Below are 13,167 nucleotides of genomic sequence, written 5' to 3' on the forward strand. Positions count from 1 at the left end.
CGTCACTCGTCGAGGGTCGCGCGGACCTCGGTGGCGAGGGCGAGGGGGTCGCCGGTCGGGGTGGTGGGGTAGGGATCGGTGCGGTGGGCCCAGGCGTCGTCGTGGGCGAACCAGTCGATCGGGGTCGGGGGCGTGCCGGTGGTCAGGGCCGCGTCCAGGGTGGCGAAGTAGGCGGCCCAGCGCGGCGCGTAGAGGTCGCGGACCAGGCCGGACCACTCGCGGTTGGCGTAGTCGTGCACCCCGGCCTCGCTGGGGGTGCGGCCGGCCCAGGTGGTCAGGATCGAGCGGGCGTCGTACTCCAGCTGGTCGCGCTCGGCCGGGGTGGCGCCCCAGGAGCGGGCGGCGGCCAGCCAGGGGCCGAGCAGGAAGCGCGGGTCGGCCGAGACCAGCCGGTCCAGCAGCGCCTCGTCCGCGTTCCACCGCGCCACCAGGGCACGGAAGCCGGCCAGGTCGCGGGCGCCGTACGCGGTGGCGATCGCGGGCAGCAGCACCCGGCTCCGGTTGGTCAGCGCCTGCCGGGCGACGTCCACCAGGTCGTAGCGGTAGGCGTCGGTGGCCCGCGGCTCGGCGGGGGCCCGGAGCAGCTCGTCCAGCGCGTCGCGCACGGTGGCCGGGTCGTAGCGCAGGACGGGCGGGCTCCAGCTGGCGGCGGAGGTCGCGGTCAGGCTCGGCTGGGCGGTGAAGAGGCTGTCCTGCGGCTCGCTCCAGGTGCCGGACGGCAGGCTGTACGGCCCGCGGCGGAGCAACTCCCAGGCGGCGGCGGTGTGCGGGTCGGCACCGCCGTAGCGGCGGGCGGCATACCGGGCGAACCAGTCAGCGGGGTCCAACCCGCCTGGCTGCCAGGCGAGTTCGGTGAACAGCTCGAAGCCGGCCGGGTTGCTCCCGGTGCCCTCCGGCAGGTAGGCGAGGCCGGCCAGCCGGCTGCCGGGCCGGCCCAGCCACTGCGGGAACCGGGCCGCCCACACCTCGGCGTTGGCGCCCAGGCTGGTGTGCCCGCCGAAGTTGTCGATCGCGCCGAAGGCGTACGGGGTGCCGTCCCACTGGCGCTCACGGTCGAGCGTGTCGTAGCGGTCGGACAGGCCGTCCAGGACCAGCAACCGGCTGCGGTCGACGGCTGCCAGCAGGGCGGGCGCGGGGTTGTCCTGCCAGCCGAGGATGGCCCAGACCGCGCCCGGGTGGGCGCTCTCCAGCGCGTCCTGCACGGCGCGGGCCGCCGCGCCCAGGTCGACGCCCTGCTCCCGGCCGCCCTCGTGCAGCGGGTCCATCTTGTAGACCGTGCTGTCGCCGAACGCGGCCCGCTGGGCGGCGTAGTACGCGGCGGCCAGCCGGCCGAAGACCGGGCCGGCCGGGTCCAGCCAGTCGGGACGCTGGAAGCCGACCCAGTCGCCCTGCGGGATGGTCCGGGCGCCGGGGTTGCGGGCGGCGAACCCGGGCGGCACGGTGCCGTAGAAGCCGGGCAGCACCGGGGTCATGCCGAGCGCGCGGAGCCGGTCGGCGACCTGACGGCCGAGCGCGGCCCGGGCGCGCAGCAGTTGCCCGGAGACCGGGCCGCCGAAGCCGCTCAGGTTCTGCAGCAGCCACCAGCTCTGGTGCGCCGGCGCCGGGATCCAGGAGCGCAGCTCGTCCGGGCGGTAGCCGAAGCCCTGGAGCGCCCGGTAGTACGGGTACTCGGCGCCGACCTGGACGAAGACCTCGTTGACGCCGTGCAGCGCGAGCAGGTCGATCTCGTGCTGGTAGGCGGCGAGGTCGCGGTAGGCGCCGGAGTAGCCGGCGTCGGTGTCGTTGAGCGCGTAGCGGTGCGGCACCGCGGCCGAACGGGTGATGGGCCCGGGCACCGCGGGCAGGGTGGCCGGCAGCCGTCCGGTGCTCTGGCCGGGCCAGCCGAGGTCCACCCCGGCGACGTGCGCCAGGTACCAGCCCACGCCGGTCAGCAGGGTGGCCGGCGTGGTACCGGTCACCCGGATCGCGCCCGCCGGGCCGGAGAGCGTGAAGAAGTCCGCACCGGTCGGCCCGGCGGCGGCCGGGACGAGGGTGAACTGCGCGGCGCGGTCGGGCAGCAGCCGGGTCAGGCTCGCCGCGGCCGGGGCGACGTCGAAGGCGGCGTCCGCCCGCGCCGGGGTGGCCAGGCTCGCGCCGAGCAGGGCGGCCAGGGTCGCCGGGACGAGGGCGGCGGGTCGGAGCGGGCGGCGGTGCGGCATGCCGCCCACCCTGCCGCCCGCCGCGCCGGGGCGGCTCCGGCGCGCGGCGGGCTTCACCTCGCTGTACCAGAGCCGCCCCCCGATCAGCGGACAGAGCGATCAGTGGACAGGCGGATCGACAGACAGACCGATCAGCAGACGGACCGACCAGTGGACAGGACCGATCAGCAGCTCAGCCGATGGTCAGCAGGATCGGGTTGGTGAGCGCCGCCATCGGACCCCAGGGCAGGTCCGGTCCCATGGTGTTGCCCTGACCGGGAGTGCCGTCGCTCCTCGGGTGGCGCACCTCGGCCCGTACGTAACCGGCCAGCGAGGCGGTGGTGCGCCAGACCACCGTTCCGCCGCCACCGGCCGGCAGCGACTCCTGGTGCAGCTGCCCCTCGTCGGTGACGAACCGCACGGTGCCGTTCGGCACTCCGGAGACCACCAGCCGGACGTCCACCGGCGCGTCGGCCGGGACGGTCAGCCGCTCCCCGATGCCGGCCTGCCGGCCGTTCCCGGTGGCGGTGAACTCCAGTCGCACGGTGGCGGATTCGGCGATCCAACTCCGCCCGGCGCGCAGCCCGGCGATGATCTGGTCCCGCGTCAGGTCGTCGGCCGACACCACGTTGTGCGGCAGCCCGATCACCTGCGGCACGCTGTGCGCGTCGCTGTTGCCCAACGCCGGCAGCCAGGGCCGGCCGTGGCGCAGGTCCTCGGCCAGCCGGGAGTCCCAACTGTCCACCGCCGACTCGTCGTCGTAGGTCCACGGGCCGTTCCAGACCTCGACCGCGTCAGCGCCCTGGTAGCCGAACTTCCACTGGCAGGCGACGTACGGGCAGTACGGGTGGGCCGGCACCACCAGGCCGCCGGCGCCCTGTACTTGGCGGACGAAGCGCGGGTAGGCGTCGTCCCGGGCGCGGTAGCGCCAGTCGATCCAGTCGCCGGGCGGCAGACCCAGCGCCAGCCAGTGGCCGTTGCGGGTGGTGACCTCCTCACCGGTGATGATCAGCAGGTCGGGGCCGGCGAGCGGGCCCCAGATCCCGTGCGAGGCGGAGGTGTTGTGGTCGGTGGAGACCATGAAGTCCAGCCCGGCGGCCCGGGCGCCGGCGGCCACCTCGGCCGGCAGCCGACGGCCGTCCGAGTAGACGGTGTGCAGATGGCAGTCGCCGCGGTACCAGGACCGACCCCGGCCACGGGCCCGGTCCGGCGGGTAGTGCGGGGTGAACTCCGGCCCTGGGTCGCCGAACCGCAGGGTCACCTGGACCTGGTAGTCGAGGCCCTGCGGTGCCACCTGGTACGGGCCGAGCACCACGTGCCAGGTGCCCGCCCCGACGGGGCCGGGCAGGTAGCCGGGGGTGGCGTCGCCCCGGCTGATCGCGAAGGACGTCCGGAACCCGCCCGACCAACCGCGGAATCCAGGGCCGCCGAGGTCGGTGCCACGCTGGTCGAAGACGCCGATGTCGCAGGAGTTGCCGGGGGTACCGGCCGGCACGTCAGGCTTGTCGTAGCTGTAGGAGACGGCGATCTCCCGTACCCCGTCCGGGACTTCGACCGGCAGGTAGACGAAGTCGGCGGCGCCGGTGGGGAGCTGGCCGGAGATCTGCCGGGTGGCGCTGCCACCGGGGGTGGCGGCCGCCGCGAAGGAGAGCGGAGCGAGCGTCACGGCGGTCGCGGCGCCCAGCGCCGAGCCGGCCCGCAGCAGGGTCCGACGGTCCAGCAGCGGGGTCGGCTCGGGTAACTCGTCGGATGGGTGGTGCAGGCAGTCCTCGTTCGCGCACATGGCGACCTCCCGCTCGGCGCGGCGGCCGGCGCCCGGGCGGCACCGGCCCTCGCGACAGGCCTTCCCACGGGAGGCGACCCCGCGGTGAACCGCGGGCGAGCCGCACCCGGACGGGGCCCCTCGGGCGGGTGACGGGGTCAGGCCGGACCGACGCCCAGGTGGGCCAGCTCCGGGACGGTCCGGGTCGGCAGGAACTCGGTGACCTGGTAGCTCGCCGCGCCGGCCTCGGCGAACGGGTCGGTGGCCAGGATCGCCTCCAGCGTCGCGCGGTCGGCGGCCTGGGCCAGGAGCACCCCGCCGACCCGCGGCACCTGGCGGCCCGAGGCGAGGATCACCCCCGCGGCGTACTGCTCGTCGAGCCAACCGATGTGCTCGGGCAGCAGCAGGTCGATCTTGTCCAGCGGAACGGTGTAGGTCAGGGTCACGACGAACATGTCAGGAGGTCTCCGGGGACTCCGGCCTGGTGGGGCCAACCGAACGGGACCGGACGGCCGGGGTCACCGGCGGCCCGCCATCCGCTCCAGGCGGGCGATCCGCTCGGCCATCGGCGGGTGGGTGGAGAAGAGTCGGGTGCCCGCCTCACCACGGCGGAACGGGCTGGCGATCATCATATGACTGGCCGTCTGCAACTGCGGCTCGGGTGGCAGCGGCAGCCGCTGGGTGCCGTCCTCCAGCTTGCGCAGCGCGCTGGCCAGGGCGAGCGGATCCCCGGTGATCCGCGCGCCGTCGGCGTCCGCCTGGTACTCCCGGGAGCGGCTGACGGCCAGCTGGATGAGCGTGGCGGCGAGCGGGCCCAGGATCATGATGGCAAGCATGCCGAAGAGCCCGGGTCCGTCGTCGTCCTCGTTGCGGCCGAACGGGATCAGCCAGGCGAAGTTCACCAGGAACATGATCACCGAGGCCAGCGCTCCGGCCACCGACGAGATCAGGATGTCGCGGTTGTAGACATGGCTCAGCTCATGGCCGATGACGCCGCGCAGCTCGCGCTCGTCCAGCAGCTGCAGGATGCCGTCGGTGCAGCAGACCGCGGCGTTGCGCGGGTTGCGGCCGGTCGCGAAGGCGTTGGGCGCGGGCGTCGGGGAGAGGTAGAGCCGGGGCATCGGCTGCCGGGCCGAGGTGGAGAGCTCGCGGACGATCCGGTAGAGCCAGGGCGCCTCGATCTCGCTGACCGGGCGGGCCCGCATGGCCCGCAGCGCCAGCTTGTCGCTGTTCCAGTAGGCGTAGCCGTTGGTGGCGAGTGCGACCACCAGGGCGACCAGCAGCCCGGTCCGGCCGAAGAAGCTGCCGATCACGAGGATCAGTGCCGACAGCCCACCGAGGAGTACGGCGGTCCTCAAACCGTTGTGCTGGCGGTGCACGGCAGCCCCTCCAAGTGGTGCGGTGGGAAGCCCTCTGCTCACATCCCTCTGTCCTGGTCAACGGTGGGATGCCGGGTCCTGGTTCCCTTGTCGCACGCGGCCGGGCGACCCGCAGCCCGGCGGGCGGCCGTCCGGGCTCAGAACAGGCTGCCGCTCACCACCCGCAGGACCAGCTGCGGGGCGACCGAGAGCACCACCGCCACGGCCGCGGTGAGCGCCAACGTGCCGCTCAGCGAGACCGGCAGCCGTCCCGTGGTGACCGGCGTCGCCTCGGCGGTCGGCTGCTCCGCCGGGGTGAAGAGCTTCGCCAACCACAGCAGGTAGTAGTACAGCGCGATCACCACATTGACGGCCATGACCACGGCCAACCAGCCCAGTCCGGCGTCCACCGCGGCCCGGAAGACCACCACCTTGCCGAACAGGCCCACCACGCCCGGCGGCAGCCCGGCCAGGCAGAGCAGGAAGAAGGCCAGCGCCAGCGCCGCCCAGCGGTCCCGGGCGAAGAGCCCCCGGTAGTCGTCCAACCGGTTGGCCGCACTGGTCCGTCCGACCAGCGCGGCGACCCCGAACGCCCCCAGGTTGACCAGCCCGTAGATCAGCGCGTACGCGACGGTGGCGCCGAGCGGGTGGTCCGTCCCGGCGTACCCGGCCGCCGCCAGCGGCACCAGCAGGTAACCCGCCTGGGCGACCGAGGACCAGGCGAGCAGTCGGACCGCGCCCTGCGCCGAGTCGGACCGCTGCCGCAGCGCGGCCACGTTGCCGGCCGTCATGGTGACCGCCGCCAGCACCGCCAGCAGCAGGCCCCAGGTGTGCCCGTACGGACGGAACGCCAGGTTGGTGATCAGCGCCAGCCCCGCGAAGCCCGCCGCCTTGCCGACCACCGACAGGTAGCCGGCCACCGGCAGCGGCGCGCCGGTGTAGGTGTCCGGCACCCAGAAGTGGAACGGCACCGCCGCGACCTTGAAGGCGAAGCCGACCAGGGTCAGCATGGCGCCCGCCTCGGCCAGCGGCTTCAGCTGCCCGGGGACGTGCCCGAGCCCGTCGGCGATCGCGGACAGGTGCAGGCTGCCGGTGGCCGCGTAGACGAAGCTGACGCCGAGCAGCATCACCGCGGTCGCGGTGACCGAGGAGAGGAAGAACTTCAGCGCCGCCTCGCCGCCGCGCCCGTCCCGCTTCAGGGCGACCAGCGCGAACGAGGGCAGCGAGACCACCTCCAGCGCCACCACCAGGGTGGCCAGGTCCCGCGAGGCGGGCAGCAGCGCGGCCCCGGTGGCGCTGCTGAGCAGCAGGAACCAGTACTCCCCCGAGGGCAGCCGCTGCTCGTCCACGGTGTGCACCGACAGCAGTGCGGCGATCAGCGCGCCGCCGAGCGCCAGCAGCTGGAAGACCAGCGCGAAGTGGTCGGCGACGTAGCTGCAGCCCGCGGTGCCGGCCGGGCCGGGTACACCGGACACGCAGAAGGTGGCCCGGGTCCGGCCGGTCAGCGGCAGCAGGGCGAGCAGCGCCAGCACCAGCCCGGCCGCGGTGAGCGGGCCGAGCAGCCGCTTGCGGGCGGCCGGCAGGAACAGGTCGGCGACCAGCACCACCAGCGCGGCCAGCGCGGCGATCAGCGGCGGGGCGATCGCCACCCAGTCGACCGACTGGATCAGCGAGCCCTGGTGCGCGGCGGCGAGGAGGGTGGTGGAGTTCACGGCGGGCTGCCCCAGGAGTTGGTGGCCAAGGGTCATGGACGTCATCGGTCAGCCGCTCCCCAGCAGGCTGCGCACGGCCGGGTCGGACAGGCCCAGCAGCAGGGCCGGCCAGAGCCCGGCCAGCAGGGTCAGCGCGGCCAGCGGGGTCCAGCTGACCGCCTCGTAGCCGCGCAGGTCGGCGACCTCGGGGACGGCGGCCGGCTCGGTCGGATCGCCCATGCAGACCCGGCGGACCATGACCAGCAGGTAGGCCGCGGTCAGCAGGGTGCCCAGGCCCGCGCAGACCATGAAGGTGACGAAGGCCGGCCGGGAGAGCCCGGCGGCCGGGTCGAAGGCGCCGAACATCGCCAGCACCTCGCCCCAGAAGCCGGCCAGCCCGGGCAGCCCCAGGCTGGCGACCGCGGCGAAGGCGAGCAGCGCGCCGAACCGCGGCGCCCGCCCGTACAGCGCGCCGCCGCTGCGGCCGGCCAGGGTGTCCAGGTCGGCCGTCCCGTACCGGTCCTTGAGCGCGCCGACCAGGAAGAAGAGCAGGCCGGTGACCAGACCGTGGGCGATGTTGGCGAACAGCGCGCCGTTCACCCCGACCGGGGTCAGCGAGGCGATGCCCAGCAGCACGAAGCCCATGTGGCCGACCGAGGAGTAGGCGATCAGGCGCTTGAGGTCGCCCCCGCCGCCCGGCCGGGCCAGCGCCAGGCAGGCCAGCGAGCCGTACAGGATGCCGACCGCGGCGAGCGCGCCGAGGTAGGGCGCGAGGGTCGCGGCGCCGCCCGGGACCACCGGCAGCAGCACCCGGACCAGCCCGTACGTGCCCATCTTCAGCAGCACGCCGGCCAGCAGCACCGAGCCGACGGTCGGGGCCGAGGTGTGCGCGTCCGGCAGCCAGCTGTGCAGCGGCCAGGCCGGCGCCTTGACCGCCAGGCCCAGGCCGATCGCCAGCGCGGCCAGCACCTGGGTGGTGTGCGACAGGCCGTGGCCGTGCACGGCGGCCAGCGCGGTCATGTCGAAGGTGCCCGCCTTCAGGCCGACCAGCAGGAAGCCGAGCAGCATCAGCGCCGAGCCGAGCAGCGTGTAGAGGATGAACCGGTTGGCCGAGGCCACCCGGGCACCGCTCCCCCAGCGGGCGATCAGGAAGTACATCGGGATCAGCACGATCTCGAAGGCCAGGAAGAAGAGCAGCAGGTCGAGCACCGTGAAGGTGGCCAGCATGCCGACTTCCAGCAGCAGGAAGAGACCGGCGAAGGTCCGGGCCGAGGGGGCGTCCGGACCGCCCGGCCGGCGCCGCAGCGAGTAGACCGCGCAGAGGAAGGTCAGCAGCGCGGTGAGCACCACCAGCGGCAGCGAGATGCCGTCCACTCCGAGGTGGAAGCGGACCCCGATGGCCGGGATCCACGAGACGTCGGTGACCGCCTGCATCCGGGACGGGTGGGCGTGGTCGAAGCCGGCCGCCAGCACCACGGCCAGCACCAGCACCAGGCCGGTGACCAGCGCGTTGAAGCCCAGCGCGCGACGCTCCTGGGTCTCCCGGTCCGGCCCGAACGCGGTGGCCGGGGCGAGCGTGACGGCGGCGCCGAGCAGCGGCAGCAGCAGCAGGGCGATGAGGACCGCGTTCATCGGGGACTCCCTGGGCTTGCTGCGGTGGACGGACGGACGGGACGGCGGTTCGGTGGGCGGGTCATGTGCCGACCGCCACGAAGACCGCGAGCAGGACGACGCCGGCCAGCAGCGCGCTCAGATAGGTCTGCGCGTTGCCGGTCTGGCTGCGCCGGACCAGCCAGCCGAGCATCCTGGCCGCCACGCCGGAGGCCTGCACGTAGCCCTCGACCACCTCGCGGTCCAGGAACGTCACCAGCTGCGCGGCGCCGGCGACGGGCCGGACGAAGAGCAGGTGGTACAGCCGGTCGACGGCGAAGCCGTGCTGCGCCGGGCGGTAGAGCGGGCCGAGCAGCAGCCGGCCGGGGTCGGTGGTCACCGTGGCTCCGGCGGCGGCCCGGGCGCTGGCCGAGCGGTGGACGGCGTACGTGACCAGCCCGCCGGCCAGCGCCAGGCCGGTGCCGGCCAGCGCGGTGGCGAGCGAGGGTCGCAGCGAACCGCCGTCCAGCAGCGCGGGCAGCCAGTCCGGGCGCAGGCCGGCGACGCCGAAGCCGATGGTCGGCACCGCCAGCACCCAGAGCGGCCAGCGCATGGCGTGCGGCTCGGCCTGCCCGGCGGAGACCTCGTCGAGCTCGGGCGAGTAGGGCGCGCCCGGCTCGGCGGCGACCTCCACGGTGGGCCGCGCGGCGGTCCGGGCCGGGAACGCGAGCAGCCAGAGCCGGGTCGCGTAGGCCGCGGTGAGCAGCGCGGTGAGGCCGGCCGCGATCAGCACCGTCCAGCCGGCCGCGACCGGCACCGCGCCGGCCGGGCCGACGCCGTTGGTCAGGGCGTCGTGCCGGGCCGCGTGCTCGGCCGCGCCGAAGACCGCCTCCTTGCTGAAGAAGCCGGAGAACGGCGGCAGGCCGGCCAGCGCGACCAGGCCGATGCCGAGCGTCCAGCGGGCGTCCGGCACCCGGTCGCGCAGGCCGGGCAACCGGGACATCGCGGAGAGCGAGTTGGTGTGCGCGGCGTGGATCAGCACGCCGGCCGAGAGGAACAGCAGCGCCTTGAACGCACCGTGGCTGACCAGGTGGAACACCGCCGCCTCGCGGTCGCCGCAGGCCAGCGCGCCGGCCATGTAGCCGAGCTGACCGACGGTGGAGTAGGCGAGCACCCGCTTGATGTCGTCCTGGGCCAGCGCGCAGAGCGCCGAGCCGATCATGGTGACCGCCGCCATGACGGCGAGCACCATCAGCGCGGCGCCGGAGAGCAGGAAGACCGGGAGCAGCCGGGCCACCAGGTAGATGCCGGCCGCGACCATGGTGGCGGCGTGGATCAGCGCGGAGACCGGGGTCGGGCCGGCCATCGCGTCCGGCAGCCAGGTGTGCAGCGGGAACTGGGCGCTCTTGCCGGCCACCCCGGCCAGCAGCAGCAGCGCGATCAGCGTCGGGTGGGCCAGCTGCCCGTGCGCCGCGGCGGCCAGCACGCCGCTGATCCGGAACGTCCCGGCGTCCTTGCCCAGCAGGAAGAGGCCGAACAGGAACGGCACGTCGCCGAGCTTGGTGACCAGGAAGGCCTTCAGCGAGGCGGCCCGGGCGTCCGCGGTCTCCCAGTGGTGGCCGACCAGGAAGTACGAGCAGATGCCCATGATCTCCCAGCCGACCAGCAGCACGATCAGGTCGCCCGAGTAGACCACCAGGAACATCGCGGCGGTGAAGAGCGAGACCAGCGCCGCGTACGACGGGTAGCGCGGGTCCTCGCGCAGGTAGGCGGTCGAGTAGACCTGCACGCAGGTGGCGACCAGGCCGACCAGCACCGCGATCAGCGTGCTGTAGCCGTCCAGGTGGAGGCCGAGCGAGAGGTCCGGGCCGCCGGTCGGGGCGAGCCGGGTGGCCGCGTCCAGGGTGTGGCCGGTACCCAGCTGCAGCGCGGTGGCCAGCGCCAGCACGGCCGCCGCGGCGACCGGCAGGATGGCCAGCGGACGGGCGAAGCCGGGCGCCCGGCGGCCGGTGGCCAGGATGGCGGCGGCGCCGAGCGCGGGCAGCGCCGGGACCAGCGCGGGGAGCGCGATGTTCACGAGACGTCCTGGCCCTTCGACGCTGCGGCGGGTTCCGGATCCACCGCCGGGACCTCCGCGGCCCGGTCGCCGAGCGCGGTGATCCGGTCGACGTCGGCCGTGCCGCGGGCCCGGAAGAGCAGCAGCACGATGGCCAGCCCGAGGCCGATCTCGGCGGCGGCGATGGTGATGGTGAAGAGGGTGAGCGCCTGGCCGGCGTGCAGCGAGTCGCGCAGCCAGGCGTCGAAGGCGACCAGGTTGAGGTTGACCGCGTTGAGCATCAGCTCGACGGACATCAGGACGAGGACGGCGTTGCGCCGGGCGAGCACGCCGTAGACGCCGATGCTGAACAGCAGCGCGGCGAGGACGGCGGGGTAGGCGAGATGCATCGGCGGTCAGCTCTCCTGCTTCTGAGGCTGCCGCTGGCTGCCGGGGCGGGGGGCGCCGATCGGACGGCTGGTCCGCAGCCGGCCGGGGCGGGGCCCGGAGGTGTCGGACTTCCCGCTCCGGGAGAGCACGATCGCGCCGACCAGGGCGGCCAGCAGCAGCACCGAGAGCGCCTCGAACGGCAGCACCCAGGTCCGGAACAGGGCGGTCCCGGTCGCCTGGGCGCTGCCGCCGCCCGCGCCGAGGTCGATCCAGGACGTCCGGAAGGCGTCCACCACCACGGTGACCAACGTCCCGGCGGCGGCCAGCGCCACACCGAGGGCGACCCAGCGGTTGCCCGAGTCGGCGTCCGGCGAGCGCCCGATCGGCGCCTTGGTGAGCATCAGCCCGAACAGCACCAGGACGACCACCGAGCCCAGGTAGATCAGCACCTGGACCCAGGCCACGAACTCGGCGGTGAGCAGCAGGAACTCGACGGCCAGGCCGCCCAGCGCGACCACCAGCCAGAGCGCGGCGTGCACCAGCTGGCGGGTGGTCACCGAGATCAGCGCCGAGCCCAGCACGGCCAGGCCGACCAGGACGAAGACGATCTCGACACCGGTCGGTGAGAGGAATCCCCGGCTCGCGGGCGCGAGCGAGCCGGTGGCGAGCAGCAGCGCGCTCACGCGGCGTCACCTCCCGCGGCGGCGGCCAGCTTGTCGGCGGCCTTGCGGGCGACCGCGATCTCCTTGGGCTCCTCGGCGGCCGGGTCCAGCGCCGGCGGCGCCGGGACGGTCCACATCCACTCGCGGAGCCTCTCCCGTTCGTGGGTCAGCTCCAGGATGTCGGTCTCCGCGTACTCGAACTCGGGCGACCAGAAGAGCGCGTCGAACGGGCACACCTCGATGCAGATCCCGCAGTACATGCAGAGCGAGAAGTCGATGGCGAACCGGTCCAGCACGTTGCGGGTGCGGGCCCGGGCGTTCGGGTCGACCGCCGGGAGGGTCTCCTTGTGCGAGTCGATGTAGATGCACCAGTCCGGGCACTCGCGCGCGCAGAGCATGCAGACCGTGCAGTTCTCCTCCAGCAGCCCGATCACGCCGCGGCTGCGCGGGGGCAGCAGCGGTTGCGCGTCCGGGTACTGCGCGGTGACGGACTTCCTGGTCATCGTCCGCAGGGTGACGGCGAGGCCCTTGGCCAGGCCGGAGCCGGGGAGGTTCACTGGGAGATCGCCACCTTGATGATGCCGGTCAGGGCGAGCTGGAGGAGCGCGAGCGGGATCAGGCCGGTCCAGGCGAAGCGCATCAGCTGGTCCTCGCGCAACCGCGGGTAGGTGACCCGCAGCCAGATCACCAGGAACGCCAGTGCGAAGGTCTTCAGCAGCATCCAGAGCCAGCCCAGGCTCGCCGCCATCGGACCGTGCCAGCCGCCGAGGAAGAGCACCGAGGTCAGCGCGCAGAGCACCAGGATCCCGGCGTACTCGGAGAGCAGGAAGAGCGCGAAGCGCAGGCCGGTGTACTCGGTGTACGCGCCGAAGATGATCTCGGAGTCAGCCACCGGCATGTCGAACGGCGGGCGCTGCAGCTCGGCCAGGCCGGCGGTGAAGAAGACGAAGCCGCCGATCAGCTGCCACGGGATCCACCACCAGTGGAACTCGTTCAGCAGCCCGGGCAGCGAGAGGGTGCCGGCCGCCATCGCCACCGAGGCGCCGGCCAGCAGCATCGGCAGCTCGTACGACATCAGCTGGGCCGCCGTGCGCAGGCCGCCGAGCAGCGAGAACTTGTTGGCCGAGGCCCAACCGGCCATCAGCGAGCCGAGCACGCCGATGCCCATCACGGCGAGCACGAAGAAGATCCCGGCGTCGATCGACTGGCCGACGAAGCCGTGCGGGCCGACCGGGATGGCCAGCAGCACCAGCAGGTACGGGAGCAGGGCGACGGCGGGGGCCAGCTGGAAGACCCGGCGGTCGGCACCGGCCGGGACGATGTCCTCCTTCTGGGCGAACTTGACGCCGTCGGCGACCAGCTGGGCCCAGCCGTGGAAGCCGCCCGCGTACATCGGGCCGAGCCGGCCCTGCATGTGGGCCATCACCTTGTGCTCGGTCTGACCGATGACCAGCGGGAGGGTGAGCATGACGACGAGCGCGGCGACGCAGCGCAGCAGCATG

The 13,167-nt window shown here is 74.0% G+C and carries 11 protein-coding genes; all 11 read right to left on the bottom strand.

All coding sequences use genetic code 11. The features are described 5' to 3' along the window. Nucleotides 1–2: 2 nt before the first annotated feature. Entirely contained in the window at nt 3–2,198 is a 2,196-nt protein-coding gene (locus ACIGXM_RS01305; protein WP_396555568.1) for an alpha-N-acetylglucosaminidase, read from the bottom strand. Nucleotides 2,199–2,370: 172 nt separating this feature from the next. Continuing rightward, on the bottom strand, nt 2,371–3,960 hold the full coding sequence (locus tag ACIGXM_RS01310) for a CehA/McbA family metallohydrolase (protein ID WP_396555570.1): 1,590 nt from the start codon (nt 3,958–3,960) through the stop codon (nt 2,371–2,373). 137 nt (nt 3,961–4,097) lie between these two features. Next, on the bottom strand, nt 4,098–4,394 hold the full coding sequence (locus ACIGXM_RS01315; RefSeq protein ID WP_396555572.1) for a YciI family protein: 297 nt from the start codon (nt 4,392–4,394) through the stop codon (nt 4,098–4,100). A gap of 63 nt (nt 4,395–4,457) precedes the next feature. After that, nucleotides 4,458–5,318 (bottom strand): zinc metalloprotease HtpX, encoded by an 861-nt coding sequence (gene htpX, locus ACIGXM_RS01320; protein ID WP_396555574.1) that lies wholly within the window; start codon nt 5,316–5,318, stop codon nt 4,458–4,460. A gap of 137 nt (nt 5,319–5,455) precedes the next feature. Beyond that, nucleotides 5,456–7,045: an NADH-quinone oxidoreductase subunit N gene (locus ACIGXM_RS01325; protein WP_396557316.1), complete on the bottom strand. Its 1,590-nt coding sequence runs from the start codon at nt 7,043–7,045 to the stop codon at nt 5,456–5,458. Nucleotides 7,046–7,057: 12 nt separating this feature from the next. Next, nucleotides 7,058–8,620, bottom strand: a complete 1,563-nt coding sequence (locus tag ACIGXM_RS01330; RefSeq protein ID WP_396555576.1) for a NuoM family protein — start codon at nt 8,618–8,620, stop codon at nt 7,058–7,060. Between the two features lie 61 nt (nt 8,621–8,681). Further along, a complete protein-coding gene (locus ACIGXM_RS01335; RefSeq protein WP_396555578.1) occupies nt 8,682–10,655 on the bottom strand; it encodes an NADH-quinone oxidoreductase subunit L in 1,974 nt (657 codons plus the stop codon). Continuing rightward, entirely contained in the window at nt 10,652–11,023 is a 372-nt protein-coding gene (gene nuoK / locus ACIGXM_RS01340) for an NADH-quinone oxidoreductase subunit NuoK (RefSeq protein WP_396555580.1), read from the bottom strand. The genes ACIGXM_RS01335 and nuoK overlap by 4 nt, the downstream gene beginning before the upstream one ends. A gap of 6 nt (nt 11,024–11,029) precedes the next feature. Beyond that, nucleotides 11,030–11,677 (bottom strand): NADH-quinone oxidoreductase subunit J, encoded by a 648-nt coding sequence (locus ACIGXM_RS01345; protein ID WP_396557318.1) that lies wholly within the window; start codon nt 11,675–11,677, stop codon nt 11,030–11,032. A 5-nt stretch (nt 11,678–11,682) separates the two neighbouring features. Then, complete coding sequence (locus ACIGXM_RS01350) at nt 11,683–12,168, bottom strand: 4Fe-4S binding protein (protein WP_396557320.1); 486 nt, start codon at nt 12,166–12,168, stop codon at nt 11,683–11,685. Between the two features lie 50 nt (nt 12,169–12,218). After that, nucleotides 12,219–13,166, bottom strand: a complete 948-nt coding sequence (locus tag ACIGXM_RS01355; RefSeq protein WP_396557322.1) for an NADH-quinone oxidoreductase subunit H — start codon at nt 13,164–13,166, stop codon at nt 12,219–12,221. Nucleotide 13,167: the final 1 nt, after the last annotated feature.

The organism is Kitasatospora sp. NPDC052896 (assembly GCF_044547075.1).
GTDB lineage: Bacteria > Actinomycetota > Actinomycetes > Streptomycetales > Streptomycetaceae > Kitasatospora.

What these genes read in the sequence shown, in the direction of transcription:
- ACIGXM_RS01305 (WP_396555568.1), bottom strand. Translation starts at nt 2,198, where the DNA reads ATGCCGCACCGCCGCCCGCTCCGACCCGCCGCCCTCGTCCCGGCGACC.
- ACIGXM_RS01310 (WP_396555570.1), bottom strand. Translation starts at nt 3,960, where the DNA reads ATGTGCGCGAACGAGGACTGCCTGCACCACCCATCCGACGAGTTACCC.
- ACIGXM_RS01315 (WP_396555572.1), bottom strand. Translation starts at nt 4,394, where the DNA reads ATGTTCGTCGTGACCCTGACCTACACCGTTCCGCTGGACAAGATCGAC.
- nuoK (WP_396555580.1), bottom strand. Translation starts at nt 11,023, where the DNA reads ATGCATCTCGCCTACCCCGCCGTCCTCGCCGCGCTGCTGTTCAGCATC.
- ACIGXM_RS01355 (WP_396557322.1), bottom strand. Translation starts at nt 13,166, where the DNA reads ATGCTGCTGCGCTGCGTCGCCGCGCTCGTCGTCATGCTCACCCTCCCG.
- ACIGXM_RS01325 (WP_396557316.1), bottom strand. Translation starts at nt 7,045, where the DNA reads ATGACCCTTGGCCACCAACTCCTGGGGCAGCCCGCCGTGAACTCCACC.
- ACIGXM_RS01330 (WP_396555576.1), bottom strand. Translation starts at nt 8,620, where the DNA reads ATGAACGCGGTCCTCATCGCCCTGCTGCTGCTGCCGCTGCTCGGCGCC.
- ACIGXM_RS01350 (WP_396557320.1), bottom strand. Translation starts at nt 12,168, where the DNA reads ATGACCAGGAAGTCCGTCACCGCGCAGTACCCGGACGCGCAACCGCTG.